Annotated in this window: 16 protein-coding genes and 1 pseudogene; 8 read left to right on the forward strand and 9 right to left on the reverse strand. The window is 70.2% G+C overall.

Going from position 1 to position 17,105, the window contains the following annotated elements:
- The 5 genes and pseudogenes from E1266_RS18895 to E1266_RS18915 all read left to right on the forward strand — a co-directional run.
- Window positions 1-1,124 (forward strand): annotated as a pseudogene (locus tag E1266_RS18895) (hypothetical protein); the annotation flags it as partial.
- Between the two features lie 16 nt (window positions 1,125-1,140).
- Window positions 1,141-1,557, forward strand: coding sequence for a hypothetical protein (locus E1266_RS18900; protein WP_165966130.1), 417 nt, complete (start codon window positions 1,141-1,143; stop codon window positions 1,555-1,557).
- A complete protein-coding gene (locus E1266_RS18905; RefSeq protein WP_132048729.1) occupies window positions 1,558-2,064 on the forward strand; it encodes a hypothetical protein in 507 nt (168 codons plus the stop codon).
- Between the two features lie 524 nt (window positions 2,065-2,588).
- Complete coding sequence (locus tag E1266_RS18910; RefSeq protein ID WP_132048731.1) at window positions 2,589-3,470, forward strand: helix-turn-helix transcriptional regulator; 882 nt, start codon at window positions 2,589-2,591, stop codon at window positions 3,468-3,470.
- Window positions 3,467-3,661 carry a DUF397 domain-containing protein gene (locus E1266_RS18915; RefSeq protein ID WP_132048733.1) on the forward strand — a complete coding sequence of 65 codons (195 nt, stop codon included), beginning with the start codon at window positions 3,467-3,469 and terminating at the stop codon, window positions 3,659-3,661. Before E1266_RS18910 ends, E1266_RS18915 begins: the two co-directional genes overlap by 4 nt.
- 104 nt (window positions 3,662-3,765) lie before the next feature.
- Here the strand turns inward: E1266_RS18915 and gndA are convergent, their stop codons facing one another.
- Complete coding sequence (gene gndA, locus E1266_RS18920) at window positions 3,766-5,190, reverse strand: NADP-dependent phosphogluconate dehydrogenase (protein WP_132048735.1); 1,425 nt, start codon at window positions 5,188-5,190, stop codon at window positions 3,766-3,768.
- Between the two features lie 160 nt (window positions 5,191-5,350).
- Here gndA and E1266_RS18925 point away from each other — a divergent pair, with 160 nt between their 5' ends.
- Both E1266_RS18925 and E1266_RS18930 read left to right on the forward strand, forming a co-directional pair.
- Window positions 5,351-6,100: a beta-phosphoglucomutase family hydrolase gene (locus E1266_RS18925; RefSeq protein WP_132048737.1), complete on the forward strand. Its 750-nt coding sequence runs from the start codon at window positions 5,351-5,353 to the stop codon at window positions 6,098-6,100.
- Window positions 6,097-8,481, forward strand: coding sequence for a glycosyl hydrolase family 65 protein (locus tag E1266_RS18930; protein ID WP_132048739.1), 2,385 nt, complete (start codon window positions 6,097-6,099; stop codon window positions 8,479-8,481). The genes E1266_RS18925 and E1266_RS18930 overlap by 4 nt, the downstream gene beginning before the upstream one ends.
- A gap of 166 nt (window positions 8,482-8,647) precedes the next feature.
- Here E1266_RS18930 and soxR read toward each other — a convergent pair whose 3' ends face one another.
- From soxR to E1266_RS18970, 8 genes are all read right to left on the reverse strand, one after another.
- A complete protein-coding gene (gene soxR, locus E1266_RS18935; protein ID WP_132048741.1) occupies window positions 8,648-9,181 on the reverse strand; it encodes a redox-sensitive transcriptional activator SoxR in 534 nt (177 codons plus the stop codon).
- A gap of 66 nt (window positions 9,182-9,247) precedes the next feature.
- The gene (locus E1266_RS18940) at window positions 9,248-9,823 is read right to left on the reverse strand and encodes an HdeD family acid-resistance protein (RefSeq protein ID WP_132048743.1); all 576 of its coding nucleotides are present in this window, start codon (window positions 9,821-9,823) and stop codon (window positions 9,248-9,250) included.
- Between the two features lie 127 nt (window positions 9,824-9,950).
- The gene (locus tag E1266_RS18945; RefSeq protein WP_243718580.1) at window positions 9,951-11,768 is read right to left on the reverse strand and encodes a phosphoenolpyruvate carboxykinase (GTP); all 1,818 of its coding nucleotides are present in this window, start codon (window positions 11,766-11,768) and stop codon (window positions 9,951-9,953) included.
- A gap of 177 nt (window positions 11,769-11,945) precedes the next feature.
- Window positions 11,946-13,049, reverse strand: coding sequence for an ABC transporter ATP-binding protein (locus E1266_RS18950; protein WP_132048748.1), 1,104 nt, complete (start codon window positions 13,047-13,049; stop codon window positions 11,946-11,948).
- Entirely contained in the window at window positions 13,046-13,915 is an 870-nt protein-coding gene (locus E1266_RS18955; RefSeq protein ID WP_132048750.1) for an ABC transporter permease, read from the reverse strand. The genes E1266_RS18950 and E1266_RS18955 overlap by 4 nt, the downstream gene beginning before the upstream one ends.
- Window positions 13,912-14,682 (reverse strand): molybdate ABC transporter substrate-binding protein, encoded by a 771-nt coding sequence (modA, locus tag E1266_RS18960; RefSeq protein WP_132048752.1) that lies wholly within the window; start codon window positions 14,680-14,682, stop codon window positions 13,912-13,914. Before modA ends, E1266_RS18955 begins: the two co-directional genes overlap by 4 nt.
- 16 nt (window positions 14,683-14,698) lie before the next feature.
- Window positions 14,699-15,106, reverse strand: a complete 408-nt coding sequence (locus tag E1266_RS18965) for a helix-turn-helix domain-containing protein (RefSeq protein WP_132048754.1) — start codon at window positions 15,104-15,106, stop codon at window positions 14,699-14,701.
- Between the two features lie 100 nt (window positions 15,107-15,206).
- Window positions 15,207-16,358 carry a nucleoside 2-deoxyribosyltransferase domain-containing protein gene (locus tag E1266_RS18970; RefSeq protein ID WP_132048756.1) on the reverse strand — a complete coding sequence of 384 codons (1,152 nt, stop codon included), beginning with the start codon at window positions 16,356-16,358 and terminating at the stop codon, window positions 15,207-15,209.
- Between the two features lie 89 nt (window positions 16,359-16,447).
- Between E1266_RS18970 and E1266_RS18975 the strand changes: the two genes are divergently transcribed.
- Entirely contained in the window at window positions 16,448-17,071 is a 624-nt protein-coding gene (locus tag E1266_RS18975; protein ID WP_132048758.1) for a hypothetical protein, read from the forward strand.
- Window positions 17,072-17,105 lie beyond the last annotated feature (34 nt).

Consider the following 17,105-nt stretch of genomic DNA (forward strand, 5'->3'; position numbering starts at 1 on the left):
CCCCCGAGGACAACCCCCGCGACGCCGACAGGCCCACCGACGACGCCCGCCAGCCAGCAGCGGCAACCACCGACCAGCCCGCCGGCCCACAGGAACCCCGTCCAGGCACTACAACGGGCGAGTTGGATTCACAGGAAGGGACCACCGACCCGCCCCGAATCGCTGAGCAAGGCTCACAGATCCTGGGCGGGTCCGCGAACGGCGCCGATCTACCCCGGCCGGAATCAGCCGAGCAACCCACCCCTCTCGCCGGCGGCGCCGACCAGCCGGACCCCGCCGATACCAATACCGAACCCGGAGACAACCCGACAGGCCAGAACACCGAAGCCACCGAACCCGTCCCCGACACCGGCTCCCACGCCGACGACCCCGGCGAGCCCAGCAGCGACAACAGCCCGCCGCCACCCGGAGAAACAGTTCAGGCACCGGAATCACAAGAGACTCCCGGCAACCAAGACGGCGACCATGATAAAAAGGCCGGTGATGCTGGCTCCGAGCCGTCCCCGCACGAGACCAACGAGACAGATCAGGAAGGAAAGACCAATCCCATACTTCTCGATGTCCGCTCCGACAGTCGAGGCAAGGTAATTCTCGAACGCCGCTATCAGCCGGAGAATGACTCCGATACGGAACGGGCTCCGCGAGAAGCGAATATAACCGAAGCAGAGGAGCCCAGCCCCTTCCAAGGCCGAACCGGAATAGCCTTCGACAGTGACGGTCGACCTGCCCCACCGAGCCGCGATCAGGGAAACGACACCGCAGGCCGCGGCGAGCCTCGCAACCCCCAGGACGACCCTGCATCCCGAGACTACAGACGCAATCCTGAGAATCAATCTCGCCGACTTGACCTTTACCGCTCAATCTTTGATAAGCCCGACGATGCAAGCAAGGCTTTGGATGAGTACGCCAAGCCTGCCCAAAAAGGTCTGGAACGAATAGAACCAAAGGGCCAGACAAGTGGCGCCCGTACCAAGGGCGACCAAATAGGCCCAGCCGATCAACCACTAAAAACGGGGAACGCCGCACTCGGAGTGGTCGGCATAGCCATAATCGGAACCGAAGCAACCCGACACGGAATCAGATTTCTACGACGACTAAGGGGAACACAACATGCCGATAACTGATCACCAGGTATCGACGTTGCGCGCTCAGCTGGCGGGGCAGCGCGACGAACATCTGCGACTGGCGAAACAACTTGCCCGCGATGAGGCCAATACAGAATACGCGGCACTGGTTGCCGCCGCCTTCATTGAAGCAGTAGAGCGCCGATTTATTAAGGACGGAATCAAGTCGAACGAATCCGAAGTCGTCGACTTCGTTGCACAAGTGCGCGAAATAGACGATGAAATGTCAGACATAATCGATCCTCGCATCGCCGAGAGTCTGATACTGCACCTACTGGAAAAGGGTACGATAGTCGACGCAGATAAGGACAAGAAGTTCGGTCACCAAATCGTTCTTCTGGCGACTCTGGTGGGTCAGGAGCAGTTCACCGACACCGAACTCAACGCCTTCTTGGCCGACGCCCGTTCCTTGGCTAATCAGTTGCTCGGGTAGATGGACTACTCTACCGTTGGGGTTCGCGAGGAGAACATCGTCGCTTTGCGGTCGTTCCTGTTAGAGGGGCCGGATGCATGGGTGCCCTTGCAGGACAAGATGCAGAAGGACGACGAGACAGCGGCCGGGTACATGTCGCTGCTCTACGGGGCGTTCACCCTCGCGGTACGCCGCAGGTTCTCGCCCACCTACACCGTCGGCGATATTGTCCGCTTCGTCGCCGACTTGCGAATCATGGCTGGCGAGGACGCGCTCGTGATCAACGCTCTCGCCGCCGAAGACCTGATACGCCGCGCCGTGGGCGCCCCTCCGCCCAGGGATGGCGGCCCAGACGATGCAGAGACCGTCCTGCCCGCCCAGATATTCATCTTGCTGCACCTCATCGCCGAGGCAGACTTCGACCGTGCAGGACTAGAGCAGTTCATCGAAGAGACCACGGCCTACACAGAGCAGTGGCTCGATGTGCAACGGGAATCAACTTGTCCCCCGGCCGAGGAAGACACTTAGTTCGCCCATCATCGGGCCACGCCCGCAGAAGTTGACCGGGATGGGCTCAAGCTAGCCGTCCTTGACGCGCCCCACCCGCTCCAAGGTCCTGAAGGTGGATGGGCAGGTTCGGGCTAGTCCAAGTCCAACTGACCGTCCATGTAACAGCGGTGGCGGTGCCGACCGGGACTTATAGCCCGCTTGGTGTGGGGGACAACGCGCGGCGCGGAAACGCTGAGGGAGGCTTGCTACCACCCCTTAGCGCGCACCTCCAGAAGGGTCGTGCTGACTTCTGATGCCCCAACCGCAGGCGCGCGCTCGCAAGTCAGGCGTATGCGGCATTTGGGCCATTTGGCTGAACCTGGGGCGGCGGGCCGGCGGGTGAGTCTTTCGCGTGCGAAGTATGGACGTGCGGATATTGGCTGGGGCGGCTGTCACGTCGGATGTTTGACCGAGCGTGACCTTAGGATTGCTCGCGAGCGGTCGAACACAGAGGGTCATCGATCCGAACAGATCATTACCCCCGCGACTTCGGGAGGACGGCCATGCCCAGCCCCTACGTCCGCCGCCGGCGACTGGCGGCCGAGATCCGCAAGCTTCGCGAGAGCCGTGGCCTCACCACCGATGGCCTGGCTCAGCTCATGTACTACTCCCGTACCAAGATCTCCCGGCTGGAGAACGCCCAGGGCCGTCCGGACGTGGGCGAGATCATGAACATGCTTGAGGTCCTCGAAGTCACCGGAAGCCAGTACGACAAGCTCCTCAAGCTCGTCCGCGAAGCTGCACACAAGGGCTGGTGGGACAAGTACGGCGTGTCCATGGGTCCCCGCCAGAAGCTCTACGCCGACCTTGAGTACAGCGCCGCCACGGTGCGCGACTACAACCAGACCGCGATGCCTGCGGTCTTGCAGGCCCCCGAGTTCATCTCGGCGCTCGTCGATCTGGATCAGTGTCAGGGGAAGCTCGACTACGTCCCGGAGCGTATGGCCGAAGCCCGCATGCGGCGGCAACGCGAGCTACTCCGGCCGGACGGCCCGACCTACGAAACCGTCCTGGACGAATGCGTGATCCACCGGCTTGCCGTGCCACCACGAGCAATGGCTGCCCAGCTCAAGCACATGATCAGAAGGGTCTCGGAGGAAGAGCGCATAACCATACGCGTGCTCAGGCACGACGCTCAGGTCCCCGGAGGCTTCCTCCCCAAGTCAGACTTCTACCTGTACACGTTCGTTGACCCCGGCGACCCGCCGATGGCCGTGGTCGATACTGTCACCGCCGATCACGTCCTGACCCATCGAGGTGAGGTAGCACGTTATACAAGCCTTTATGGCCGCCTGTGTGAGGCCGCCCTGTCCCGCGAAGACAGCATCACCTTCCTCGATCGGGTAGCCAGCAGGCTTACCGAGCAGACAGGATCGGGGGCATGACCAAGAGCTTCCACGACTGGCGCAAGTCCCGCCACAGCGAGCCGAACGGCGGATGCATCGAGGCTGGTCGGGCTACCAACGGAACGATCGGCGTCCGCGACACCAAGCTTCATGGCAACGGCCCGACTCTGGAATTCACCAGGGAAGAATGGCGGAGCCTGCTCGACAGGATCCGTGCCGAGGCACCCTGACCTCAACACCTGCGGTCTTGAGACGAACTCATCTCGTCCAAAGCCGTTGGGGTGTCCAGGGCGGGGCGGCTTTGTTCGCGGGGCGTCGCGAATGGAGCGGTGGGTCAGCCGGGTTCCTCGGTGCGGTCGGCGGCCCAGAGGGTGTGGTAGGTGCCTTCGCGGTCTACGCGGCGGTAGGTGTGGGCGCCGAAGTAGTCGCGTTGGCCCTGGGTCAGGGCGGCCGGTAGGCGGGCGGCGCGTAGGGAGTCGTAGTAGGACAGGGCCGTGGAGAAGCCCGGGGCCGGGATGCCGAGGCGTGCGGCGGTGGAGACTACCTCGCGCCAGGCGTCCTGGGCTTCGCCGAGGGCTTCGGTGAAGTGGTCGTCGGTGAGGAGGGTCGGGGTTTCCGGGTCGGTCTCGTAGGCGGCGCGGATGCGGTCCAGGAAGCGGGCGCGGATGATGCAGCCGCCGCGCCAGATGGTGGCCATCGCGCCCAGGTCGATGTTCCAGCCGTACTCGGCGCTGCCCGCCTGGATCTGGTGGAAGCCCTGCGCGTACGCGACGATCTTGGACGCGTACAGGGCCCGCTCGACGGCGTCGGCGAAGCCGGAGCCCGCGTCGCCGGTGCGGGACGGGCCGGGCAGGTTCCGGGACGCCTCGCGGAGCGCCGCGTGGCCCGACACCGAGCGGGCGAAGACGGCCTCGGCGATGCCGCCGACGGGGACGCCGAGGTCGAGGGCGGTCTGCACCGTCCAGCGGCCGGTGCCCTTCTGCTCGGCCTGGTCGAGGACGACGTCCACGAACGGCTTGCCGGTGGACGCGTCGGTGTGCGCCAGGACCTCGGCGGTGATCTCGATGAGGTAGGACTCCAGCCGGCCGGTGTTCCAGGTGCGGAAGACCTCGGCGATCTCGGCCGGGGCGAGGCCGGCGGCGTGCCGGAGCAGGTCGTAGGACTCGGCGATCAGCTGCATGTCGGCGTACTCGATGCCGTTGTGCACCATCTTCACGAAGTGGCCGGCGCCGTCGGGGCCGACGTGGGTGCAGCAGGGCGTGCCGTCCACCTTGGCGGAGATGTCCTCCAGCAGAGGGCCTAGGGCCTCGTAGGACTCGGCAGAGCCGCCAGGCATGATGCTGGGGCCGTGCAAGGCGCCTTCCTCGCCGCCCGAGATGCCGGTTCCGACGAAGTGGAGGCCGCGTTCGCGGAGGGCGGATTCGCGGCGGCGGGTGTCGGCGAAGTTCGCGTTGCCGCCGTCGACGATCATGTCGCCGGGCTCCAGCAGCGGGGTGAACTCGTTGATCACGGCGTCGGTCGGGCCGCCCGCCTTCACCATGATCACCAAGCGCCGGGGGCGCTCCAGGGAGGAGACGAACTGCTCGGGCGTCTCCGCCGGAAGGAACGTTCCCTCCGCACCGAACTGATCTACGAGCGCCTTGGTCCGGGTGGCGGTACGGTTGTGCACGGCGACGGGATGACCGTGCCGGGCGAGGTTGCGGGCCAGGTTGCGGCCCATGACCGCCAGCCCTGTGACGCCGATACGCGCCTTTTGCATTGGATCATTCCTCCTCGTGTGCGACCCTGACCAAGGGGTTGTACGGGGATCGTGATCCCCGCGTTCGAGCGGTCGCGGCCCCCATCCCAGGGTCCGGCCCGAGTATGCGGCGCGCGTACCAGGGATCTCTTCAATGGTGACATTCTCCAGGGGGTTACGGATGCTGGGACTGCCCGACGAGGCAGCGGCGTGTCTCTTCGATCTCGACGGGGTGCTGACCCGGACGGCGGCCGTCCATGCCGCCGCCTGGAAGGAGATGTTCGACGGCTACCTCGGGGAGCGGGCGGACCGGACCGGTGAGGCGTTCACCGAGTTCGACCCCGTGAAGGACTACGGCCGCTACGTCGACGGCAAGAAGCGCGAGGACGGGACGCGCTCGTTCCTGGAGTCGCGCGGCATCGAGCTGCCGGAGGGCTCCCCCGACGACCCGCCGGAGGCCGAGACCGTCCGCGGCCTCGGCAACCGCAAGAACGCGCTGGTCCTCAAGTTCATCGAGGAGAAGGGCGTCGAGGTCTTCGAGGGGTCCGTCGACTACGTCCGCGCGGCGCGGAAGCGGGGGCTGAAGACGGCGGTCGTGTCGTCCAGCGCCAACACCGTCCAGGTGCTGGCGACGGTCGGCATCACCGACCTGTTCGACGCCCGGGTCGACGGCGTGATCGCCGCGGAGCGGGGCCTGCCCGGCAAGCCCGCCCCCGACACGTTCCTCGCGGCCGCCCGGGAGCTGGGCGTCCCCGCCGCGCAGGCGGTGGTGTTCGAGGACGCGCTCGCCGGCGTCCAGGCTGGACGTGCCGGCGGATTCGCCTACGTTGTGGGCGTCAATCGCATGGACGACGCGCACGGCGCGGCCCTGGCCGAGCACGGCGCGGACATCGTGGTGTCTGACCTGTCCGAGATGTTGGAGGTTGAGTGATCGAGCGGGAGGGCCAGGGCGCGATCGACCGGCCCCTGTTCACGGTGGAGCCGTGGTGCGTCCGCGAGCCGGAGCTCCGGCTGGACCGGCTGGCGCAGACCGAGTCGGTGTTCGCCCTGTCCAACGGCCACGTCGGCATGCGCGGCAACCTCGACGAGGGCGAGCCGCACGGGATGCCGGGCACGTACCTCAACTCGTTCTTCGAGCAGCGTCCGCTGCCGCACGCCGAGACCGCCTACGGCTATCCCGAGCAGGGCCAGACGGTCATCAACGTCACCAACGGCAAGGTGATCCGGCTGCTGGTGGACGACGAGCCGTTCGACGTGCGGTATGGCCGCGTCCACCACCACGAGCGGAACCTGGACATGCGGGCGGGCACGCTCACCCGCCACGTCGAGTGGACGTCGCCCGCGGACAAGACGGTCAAGGTGACCTCGGTCCGCATGGTCTCGCTGACCCAGCGGGCCGTCGCGGCGATCTGCTACGAGGTCGAGCCGGTGGACGAGGCGGTCCGGATCGTCGCGCAGTCGGAGCTGGTGGCCAACGAGGCGCTGCCCGGCGGCGGCAAGGACCCGCGCGCCTCCGCGATCCTGGAGAGTCCGCTGGTCGGCGAGGAGCACGTCGCCAACGGGACCAAGGTCCTGCTGCTGCACCGGACGCGGCAGAGCGGGCTGCGGATGGCCGCGGGGATGTCGCACGACATCCAGGGCCCCGAGTCGACGACGATCGACACCGAGAGCTCCAAGGACGTCGGCCGGCTGACGGTCGCGACGCGGCTGGAGCCCGGCCAGAAGCTCCGCATCGTCAAGTACATCGCGTACGGGTGGTCGAGCCAGCGGTCGCGTCCCGCCCTGCACGACCAGGTGGTCGGGGCCCTCGCGGGCGCGCGGCGGACCGGCTTCGGCGGCCTGCTCTCCGAGCAGCGCGACTACCTGGACGAGTTCTGGGAGGGCGCGGACGTCGAGGTCGACGGCGACGCCGAGATCCAGCAGGCCGTGCGGTTCAGCATGTTCCACGTCCTGCAGGCGGGCGCGCGCGCGGAACGCCGCATGATCCCGGCCAAGGGCCTGACGGGGCCCGGCTACGACGGCCACGCGTTCTGGGACACCGAGACGTTCGTCCTGCCGGTGCTGACCTACACCTCGCCGGGAGCCGCGGCGGACGCGCTCGCCTGGCGGCACATGACGCTGCCGCTGGCGTGCGAGCGGGCCGTGCAGCTCGGCCTGGAGGGCGCCACGTTCCCCTGGCGGACCATCCGCGGCCAGGAGTGCTCCGGCTACTGGCCCGCCGGGACGGCCGCGTTCCACGTCAACGCCGACATCTCCGACGCCGTCCTGCGCTACCTGGACGCCACGGAGGACGTGCAGTTCGAGCGGGAGATCGGCCTCGATATCCTGGTGCAGACCGCGCGGCTGTGGCGGAGCCTGGGCCATCACGACGTGGGCGGCGTGTTCCGCATCGACGGGGTCACGGGCCCCGACGAGTACAGCGCGGTCGTGGACAACAACGTGTACACCAACCTCATGGCGCGCCGTAACCTCCAGGAGGCCGCGGAGATGGCGATGCGCCATCCGGACGCGGCCGACCGGCTCGGCGTGGACGCGGAGGAGGCGGCGTCGTGGCGGGACGCCGCGGCGGCGATGCTGATCCCCTACGACGAGCGGCTGGGCGTCCATCCGCAGAGCGAGAGCTTCACCCACCACGCCCGCTGGGACTTCGCGGCCACCAAGCCCGACCACTATCCCCTCCTGCTGAACTACCCCTACTTCGACCTGTACCGCAAGCAGGTCGTCAAGCAGGCGGACCTGGTGCTCGCGCTGCACCTGTGCGGGGAGGCGTTCACGGAGGAGGAGAAGGTCCGGAACTTCGCCTACTACGAGGGGCTCACCGTCCGTGACTCCTCACTGTCGGCGCAGACCCAGGCCGTCGTGGCGGCGGAGGTCGGCCAGCTGGAGCTGGCGCACGACTACCTCGGCGAGACCGCGCTGGTCGACCTGCACGACCTGAACCGCAACACCCGCGACGGGCTGCACATCGCCTCGATGGCGGGCGCGTGGAGCGGGCTCGTCGCCGGGTTCGGCGGGATGCGGGCGGGCGGCGGTCAGCTGCGCTTCGCGCCGCGGCTGCCGGGCGGCATCAGCCGGCTGGCGTTCCGGATGCGGTACCGGGGCAGCCGGATCAAGGTCACCGTCACCTCGGACTCGGCCGCCTACGAGCTGATGGACGGTCCCGGCATCAAGCTCTGGCACCACGGGGAGCAGTTCACGCTGGGCGACGAGCCGATGGAGCTGCCGATCGAGCAGATCCCCGCGCGTCCGGCGCCGACCCAGCCGACGGGACGGGAGCCGGCCCCGCGCCGCATCGACCCGCACGGCCGCTGATTTTCTTGCAGTTCAGGCCCACTGCGCTCGCGTGGCGGCTCGCTCCGTGACCTGGCCTGTGCGAGCGCGAATCGCTTCGCGATCTGACCGGTGAGGCTCGCCTCCGGCTTCGCCTCACCGGTCAGGTCACGCGCTCGCGTGCGTGGCTGAGGCCGCGTCGAACGGCCTAGTTCCGGGGGGCGCAGGGGTCGCCGCAGTCCGCGTCCGCTCCGCCTCCCGGACGGGATTCGGCGTCCCCTGCGCCGCGCTCGGCGAGGAGCCTGCGCGGTCCCGGGCCCTCGTCGCCGAGCCTGTCGTAGGGGTTGGCGAGGGCGCACTTGCTCATCGACAGGCAGCCGCACCCGATGCAGTCGGTGAGGTCGTCGCGGAGCCGTTCGAGCTGCCGGATGCGGGCGTCGAGGTCGCTGCGCCACGCCTCCGACAGCCGCGCCCAGTCCGCCACCGTGGGGGTGCGCTCCTCGGGGAGCGTGGCGAGGGCGTCGCGGATCTGGCTGAGCGGTATCCCGACCCGCTGGGAGACCTTGATGAACGAGACCCGGCGGAGCGTGTCGCGGCTGAAGCGCCGCTGGTTGCCGGCCGTCCGGCGGCTGCTGATCAGGCCCTTGGACTCGTAGAAGTGCAGCGCCGAGACGGCCACGCCGCTCCGCTCGGCGAGCTGCCCGACGGTCAGTTCGTACACCCGGTGCTCAAGCCGCGTCATGGGCGCATCCTATGCGACCTCAACCGCGGTCGAGGTTCCGCCCGGCGGCGGTGGCCGGGGGCGCCGCTAGTGCTGGGGCGCGGCGCCCATCCCGTGCCGGCCCGCGGCCTCGTGGCCGAGCCGCCGCAGCCGGAAGGCGGCGCCGACCATCGCCGCGCCGGTCAGGATCGCGAACAGCCCGATCAGCCAGACGACGGCGAGCGCGCCGGAGACGGGCCACGCGAACAGCAGGATCCCGAACAGCACCGAGATGGCGCCGGAGAGCAGGTACGCCCACTCCCCCCGCAGTTCCTTGCGCAGCGCGATCGCGGCGACGATCTCCAGCACCCCGGTGGCGACCGCCCACGCGGCGATCAGCATCAGCAGGACGAACGCGGTGATGCCCGGCCAGCCGATCGCCGCGATGCCGAGCGCGATGCCCGCGGCGCCCGACAGCGCGAGCAGGCCGCGCGGCGCGCCCGTCGTGCCGCGCACCGCCAGCATCACGGCGACGAGGCCGTCCGCCAGCGCGAAGGCGCCGAACAGCACTACCAGCGCCCAGACGGTGATGGCCGGCCAGATGAGGGCGACGGCGCCGAACAGGATCGCGAAGGCGCCGCGCACGGCGAGCACCCACCAATGGCGGGCCATCAAATCGAACATAACGGACCTCCTGTCCGATATGTCTCCCCACGTCCGGCCCCTACACCTGCGGAAACGTCAAGACCGGCCGCGGACGCCCGCAGGCGCCCGCGACCGGTCTCGGTTCATGCCCTACCGGCCCCCGGGGTCAGTGCTCCAGGCGGCGGACCAGGTCGTGGTACTCGTCCCACAGCGCCTTCGGCATGTGGTCGCCGAACTTCTCGAAGTGCTCGGGGACGAGGGCGGCCTCCTGCTTCCACACCTCGGTGTCCACCGTGAGCAGCGTGTCGAGGTCGGCATCGTCGATCGCCAGGCCCTCGGTGTCGAGCGCCTCCCTGGTCGGCAGGTGCCCGATCGGGGACTTGACCGCGTCGGCCTGCCCGTTCAGCCGCTCCACGATCCACTTCAGCACGCGGCTGTTCTCGCCGAAGCCCGGCCAGATGAACTTGCCGTCGGCGTTCTTGCGGAACCAGTTGACGTAGTAGATCCGCGGGAGCTTCTCCGGGTCGGTCGCCTTGCCGATCTTCAGCCAGTGGCCGAAGTAGTCGCCCATGTTGTAGCCGCAGAACGGCAGCATGGCGAACGGGTCGCGGCGCAGCTCGCCCACCGCGCCCTCGGCGGCGGCGGTCTTCTCCGACGCGACGTTGGCGCCGAGGAACACGCCCTGCTGCCAGTCGAACGACTCGGTGACCAGCGGGACCGCGGACGCGCGGCGGCCGCCGAACAGGATCGCCGAGATCGGGACGCCCTTCGGGTCCTCCCACTCGTCGGCGATGATCGGGCACTGCCCGGCCGGGGTGGTGAAGCGGGCGTTCGGGTGCGCGGCCGGGGTGTCGGAGTCCGGCGTCCAGTCGTTGCCGCGCCAGTCGGTCAGGTGCGCGGGCGGCTCGTCGGTGAGGCCCTCCCACCACACGTCGCCGTCGTCGGTGAGCGCGACGTTGGTGAAGATGCTGTTGCCCCACAGCGTCTTCACGGCGTTGGCGTTGGTGCTCGCGCCGGTGCCGGGCGCGACGCCGAAGAAGCCGGCCTCCGGGTTGATCGCGTAGAGGCGGCCGTCGTCGCCGAACCGCATCCAGGCGATGTCGTCGCCGATCGTCTCGACCTTCCAGCCCGGGATGGTCGGCTCCAGCATCGCGAGGTTCGTCTTGCCGCACGCGGACGGGAACGCCGCCGCAACGTAGCGGGTCTCACCGGTGGGCGGCGTGAGCTTCAGGATGAGCATGTGCTCGGCCATCCAGCCCTCGTCCCGCGCCATCGTGGACGCGATCCGCAGCGCGTAGCACTTCTTGCCGAGCAGCGCGTTGCCGCCGTACCCGGACCCGAAGGACCAGATCTCCCGGGTCTCGGGGAAGTGGGTGATGTACTTCGTGGAGTTGCACGGCCACTTGGCGTCCTCCTGGCCGGGCTCAAGGGGGGCGCCGACGGAGTGGACGGCCTTGACGAACGACCCGCGCTCCTCGATGAGCCGCAGCGCGCCCTCGCCCATCCGCGTCATGATCCGCATGGACACGGCGACGTAGGCCGAGTCGGTGATCTCCACGCCGAGCTGCGAGATGTTGCCGCCGAGGGGGCCCATGCAGAACGGCACCACGTACATGGTGCGGCCCTTCATGCAGCCGTCGAAGAGACCGTTCAGGGTCTCCTTCATCTCGGCGGGCGCGACCCAGTTGTTGGTGGGGCCGGCGTCCTCCTCCTTCTCCGAGCAGATGAACGTGCGGTCCTCCACGCGGGCGACGTCGGTCGGGTCGGACGCGGCGTAGAAGCTGTTCGGCCGTTTCGCGGGGTCGAGCCGCGTGAGGGTGCCCTGCTCGACGAGGAGGCCGGTCAGGCGCTCCCACTCCGCGTCCGAGCCGTCGCACCACTCGACGCGGTCCGGCTTGGTCAGCTCGGCGATCCCGCGTACCCACTCGATCAGTTCGGTGTGGCCGGTTGGGGCCTGGTCGAGGCCGGAGACCTGGTTGGACACGGGCAACTCCTTCAGCTGTTCGCAGATCCTTGCATGATGAACAAGACCCGCCGTTTTTGCCATTTGGTCTGGACCAATCCCGTCCCCTATTGGCCCTTCCATGCCCCTTTTGTGGCGGATATCACCTACGTACGGCGATGACGGGCGGAGCGGAGCCACGTAACGTCCAGGTACCGGTCAAGCTGGGTAAACGTGCGTCTCGGTGGCCTTCACGGCCGCCCATATCAGGCTGCCCTCGGACAATTGGAGCTCCGCGACGGCCGCCGGCGTGATGTCCGCGACGGCGTCGAAAGGCGGCCCGGACAGCCGGACCCGGACCCGGTCGCCCTGCCGTTCGATCGCCGCGACGCGGGCGCGCCAGAGGTTGCGGGGGCTGCCGTCGGGCCGGGTCCGGTACAGCGCCACCGAGGATGGCGAGAAGGCGAGGAACACCTCACCGTCGAGCGAGTCGACCGTGTCGAGCGTCCCGGCGGCGTCCCCGTCGATCACCACCGAGCCCGCCTTCGCGTGCCCCCGGTACAGGTTCAGCCCGACCAGGCGCGCGACGTAGTCGGTGCGGGGCCGGCGGGCCACCTCGGCGGGAGTCCCCTCCTGGACGAGGCGCCCGCCCTCCACGACCACGAGGCGGTCGGCCAGCACCATCGCGTCCAGGGGGTCGTGCGTCACCAGGACGGCCGCGCCCGCGAAACCGGCGAGGTGCCGGCGCAGCGCGGCGCGGATCTCCAGCCGGGTGTGCGCGTCGAGGGCGGCGAGCGGCTCGTCCAGCAGGAGCAGGCCCGGCTCGACCGCCAGCGCCCGCGCCAGCGCGACCCGCTGCGCCTGCCCGCCGGACAGCGCCCGCGGCCGGGCGGACGCGAACTCCGCGAGGCCGACGCGCTCCAGCCACCGCGCGGCGCGGCGGCGGGCCTCGCGGCGCCCGGCGCCCCGGCAGCGCGGCCCGAACGCGACGTTCTCCAGCACGCTGAGGTGGGGGAACAGCAGGTAGTCCTGGAACACCATGCCGATGCCGCGGCGGTCGGGCGGCAGCGCGCCCAGGTCGCCGCCGTCCAGCCGGATGTGGCCACCGGCCGTCGGGACGAGGCCCGCCAGCGCGCGCAGCGCGGTGCTCTTGCCCGCCCCGTTCGGCCCGAGCAGCGCGACGACCTCCCCCGGCTCGGCGGTGAGCGCGAGGTCCAGATCGAACGCGGCCCGCCGCACCACGAGCCGCGCGTCCAACCCTCCGTCGCCGCTCGTCGTGCTCCCTGTGGAGGGACGACCCCACACCCCCCGTTCACCGCTCATCTGAACGTCTCCATCCACCGGCCCCGCAGAGCGGCGAGGACCACGACCGACACCGCCAGCAGGACGAGGCTCAGCACGATCGCGGCCTCCGGGTCGGTCTCCAGCGCCAGGTAGACGGCCAGCGGCATCGTCTGCGTCCGGCCCGGGAAGTTGCCCGCGAAGGTGATCGTCGCGCCGAACTCGCCCAGGGCCCGCGCCCAGCACAGCACGGCACCGGCCACGACGCCGGGCGCGACGAGCGGCAGCGTCACCCGCCGGAAGATCGTCCAGCGTCCCGCGCCCAGGGTGGCCGCGGCCTCCTCGTAGCGCAGGTCCGCGGCGCGCAGCGCGCCCTCCACGCTGATCACAAGGAACGGCATCGCCACGAATGTCTCGGCCAGCACCACCCCGGCGGTGGTGAACGGGAACGTGATCCCGAATGTGGAATCCAGCCATCCGCCGACCAGCCCGCGGCGCCCGAGCACGAGCAGCAGCGCGACGCCGCCGACCACCGGCGGCAGCACCAGCGGCACCGTCACCAGCGCCCGGACCAGGCCGGCGCCCGGGAACCGGACCCGCGCCAGCGTCCAGGCCAGCGGGACGCCGAACAGCAGGCACAGGCCGGTGGCGAGGGTGGCGGTGACCATCGAGAGCCGCAGCGCGTCCAGCACCTGCGGCTGCATGAGGCGGGTCCCGAGCGTGGACCACGGGGCCCGGACGAGCAGCCCGAGCAGCGGCAGCACCAGGAACGCGAGCCCCGCCAGCGCCGGCACCAGCAGCACCAGCGGCGGCCGCCCCGGCAACCGGTCCGAGTCCCGGAGCGCCTGCCTGCCCCTTCGAGGGGGGACGACCCCCCGCACCCCCCGGAGCGCCTTCGGCGCCTTCATGGCGCCTCGAAGCCCGCCCGGGTCAGCGCCGCCCTGCCCTGCGCTCCCAGCACCAACTCGATGAACTCCTTCGCGAGTGCGCTGTGCGGAGCCTCGGCCACCTCGACGATCGAGTAGTCGTTGAGGGCCCGCGCGGACTCGGGGAACTCGATCCCCCTGACCCTTCCGCCGGCCGCCTTGGCGTCGGTCCGGTAGACGAGCCCGGCGTCGGCCTCCCCGATACCGACCTTGGTGAGGACGGCCTTGACGTCCTGCTCCCGCGACACCGGCTCGACCTTCACCCCGGCGGCGCCGAGAGCCTTCTCCGCCGCGGCACCGCAGGGCACCTGAACGGCGCACAGAATGACCTTGAGGCCCGACTTGGACAGGTCGCCGACCGACTCCACCGCACCCAGGTCGTCCTTCGGGACGGCGATGACCAGGCGGTTCCGGGTGAACACCCGCGGCTGCCCGGCCGCGTCGCCCGCGCCGGCGACCGTCGCCATAGTGGCGGGACTGGCCGCCGCGAAGACGTCCACCGGCGCGCCCTGCGTGATCTGCTGCGCGAGGGTCGAACTCCCGGCGAAGTTGAACCTGACCCGCACGCCGGGATGCGCAGCCTCGAACTCCTCGCCGAGCCCGGTGAACACCTCCGTGAGCGACGCCGCCGCGAACACCGTCAGCGCCTCGCCGCCGCGCGCGCCCGGCGAGCCGCCGTCATCGACGTCCCCGCATCCGGACACGGCGGCGACCAGCAGGGACACCACCGCCAGTGCGCGCTTGAACATGTGCTGCTCCCCGAGGTCAGGACGGCTCGGCCACCTCGACGACGACGTTGGTGGACTTCACGACCGCCTCGGCGACCACGCCCACCTCCAGCGCGAGGTCGTCGGCCGCCTCGCGGCTCATGAGCGACACCACCCGGAACGGCCCGGCCTGGATCTCGACCTGCGCCATCACCCCGTCGCGCACGACCTCGGTCACGATGCCCCGCAGCCGGTTGCGCGCCGAGGAGAACCGCTCGCCCTGGTCGGACGGCGCGGCGCCGCGCGCCTGCTCGCGCACGAAGGCGGCGAGCTCGGCGCCCGGAACCAGCCGGTGCCCGTGCTCGTCGCGCGAGGCGGGGAGGCGGCCACCGTCCACCCAGCGCCGGACGGTGTCCGCACTGACCCCCAGCAGCGCGGCGGCCTCACTGATCCGGAACGTCGTCACGCCGCCCAGCGTACCGTTCCGCAGATGCCAGTTCTAGACCGCTCCAAGCCCAGTAGATGCCAGTAGTGAATACTTCAAGGTTGGCAGATGCGAGAGCCTCTCAGGCGCCGGGCGCCGGCTCCAGCAGGGCTTCCGCGATCATGCCGAGGGTGGCCCAGTCCACGAGCCGCTCCCGCCTGATGCGGCCGAACGGAGTCACCTCCACGTAGGTGCGCTCCCCCTCCGCCGCCACCCCGTGCGGGCCGGACCCGCGCAGCTGCGCCAGCTCCTCCTCGGTGACCTCGACCGAGAACAGATGCGCGCGGTGCGCGGACATCGTGGCGTTCACCTGCCGCGTCCCGTGCTCGCGCAGCCGCGCCGGGGCCAGCACGAGCCCGGTCTCCTCGGCGACCTCCGCCAGCGCGTTCTCCAGCGCGCCGCCGGGTCCGGAGCCGCCGGGCAGCTCGTGGACGAACCCGTCCGCGCACGGGCTGCGGAACTCGCGGACGAGCACGATCTCGGCGTCGTCCAGCGTCCGGCCGGGGCGGTGGAGGACGACGGCCGAGATGTCGGGCCGTCCGATGACGACCTCGTTGTCCTTCACCCGGTCCTCGGCCGCCACCCGCATCCGGACGTGCAGGCCCCAGCACACCCCGAACCGGAACACCACCCGGGCGCCGAGCAGCTCGTTCCCCGCCCTCCGCTGCGCCGCGTACCAGTCCTGGAAGGGCCGCTCGCGCCAGAGCAGCAGCGGCACCGCCCGTTCCCCGCCCCGCCGGGCGGCGCCGGCGCCGATCCGCGCGAGCGCGACCGCGACCGTCTCCGCGAGGTCGGCCGCCGCCGGCACGCCGGACGCGGCGGCGTAGTGCAGCAGGTAGCGGTTCCGCGGGGCCCCGGGCGGCGCGCCGAACACCGCGCGCCCGCTGTCGTGCCACATCCCCCACTCCACGTTCGTGGTGAACGCGGGCATGGTGGCCAGGTCGCGCGGGACCCAGAAGATCACCTCGTCGGACAGGTGCAGGCAGCGCTCCTCCCAGCCGACCTGGGCGTCGTAGTCGGGGTAGCGGCCGTGCCGGTCCTCCGGGACGAACACAACGAGCCGCCCGTCCCCGCGCCACTTGCGGCGAAGCTCCGCCACCGCTTCGGGCCGCCACGACGGGACGTCCGCGGAGCGGGGCGTCGGCCCGGCGAGGAAGACCGCGGCCTCCCAGTGATCCGGCGGCTCCTCCCGCGCGTACACGATGGTGATCTTCGCGGTGATCTCCGCGTCCATGGGAGGGCCTTTCCCGGCTGTGTGGAGTGGATTGCTCCGGGTATTGGGTGATTCAAACGAAATCCCCCGCCCGGTCAGGAGGAATGATCATGACTGGGACCATGCGCGCACCCCGCACCCGGGGCCTGCTCAGCGGGACGCTCCTGGTGCTGCTCGGCCTGTGGGGCGGGCTGCTGCCCTTCGCCGGCCCGTACTTCGGCTTCGGCTTCGCACCGGACGAGACGTGGGTCTACGACACCGACCGGCTCCAGCTCAGCATCGCCCCCGCGGCGGCCGTCGTCGTGGGCGGCCTGATCGTGCTCGCGGGCGCCAACCGCGTGTTCGCGATGTTCGGCGCCTGGCTCGCCGCGCTCGGCGGCGCCTGGTTCGCCGTTGGGCACACCGTCGCCCCGCTGTGGGACGCCTCCGGTGTCGGCGCCCCGCTCGGGACGGGCGAGGGCCAGCGGATCGCCGAGCAGCTCGCCGGGTTCACCGGGCTGGGCGTCGTCATCGCGTTCCTCGCCGGCCTGGCGCTCGGCCGATTCGCCGTGGTCGGCGCCCGGGAGGCGGCACGCGAGTCCGCCGAAGCGCAGGAAGCCGAACGGCCGGACTCCGGCACCACGCAGCCGCTGGTGTACGGACGCTACGCGCGGGAGAACCCGCCTGGGCCGGCGCCGTCCCCGCCGCGGTACGGCGACCAGCCGGTCGCGGGCGAGCACCGCTACGACCGCTGAACGGACGCACCGGCGCGATTCTCGGATCGGAACG

Origin of the sequence: Actinomadura sp. 7K534, assembly GCF_004348575.1 — a bacterium.
GTDB lineage: Bacteria > Actinomycetota > Actinomycetes > Streptosporangiales > Streptosporangiaceae > Spirillospora > Spirillospora livida.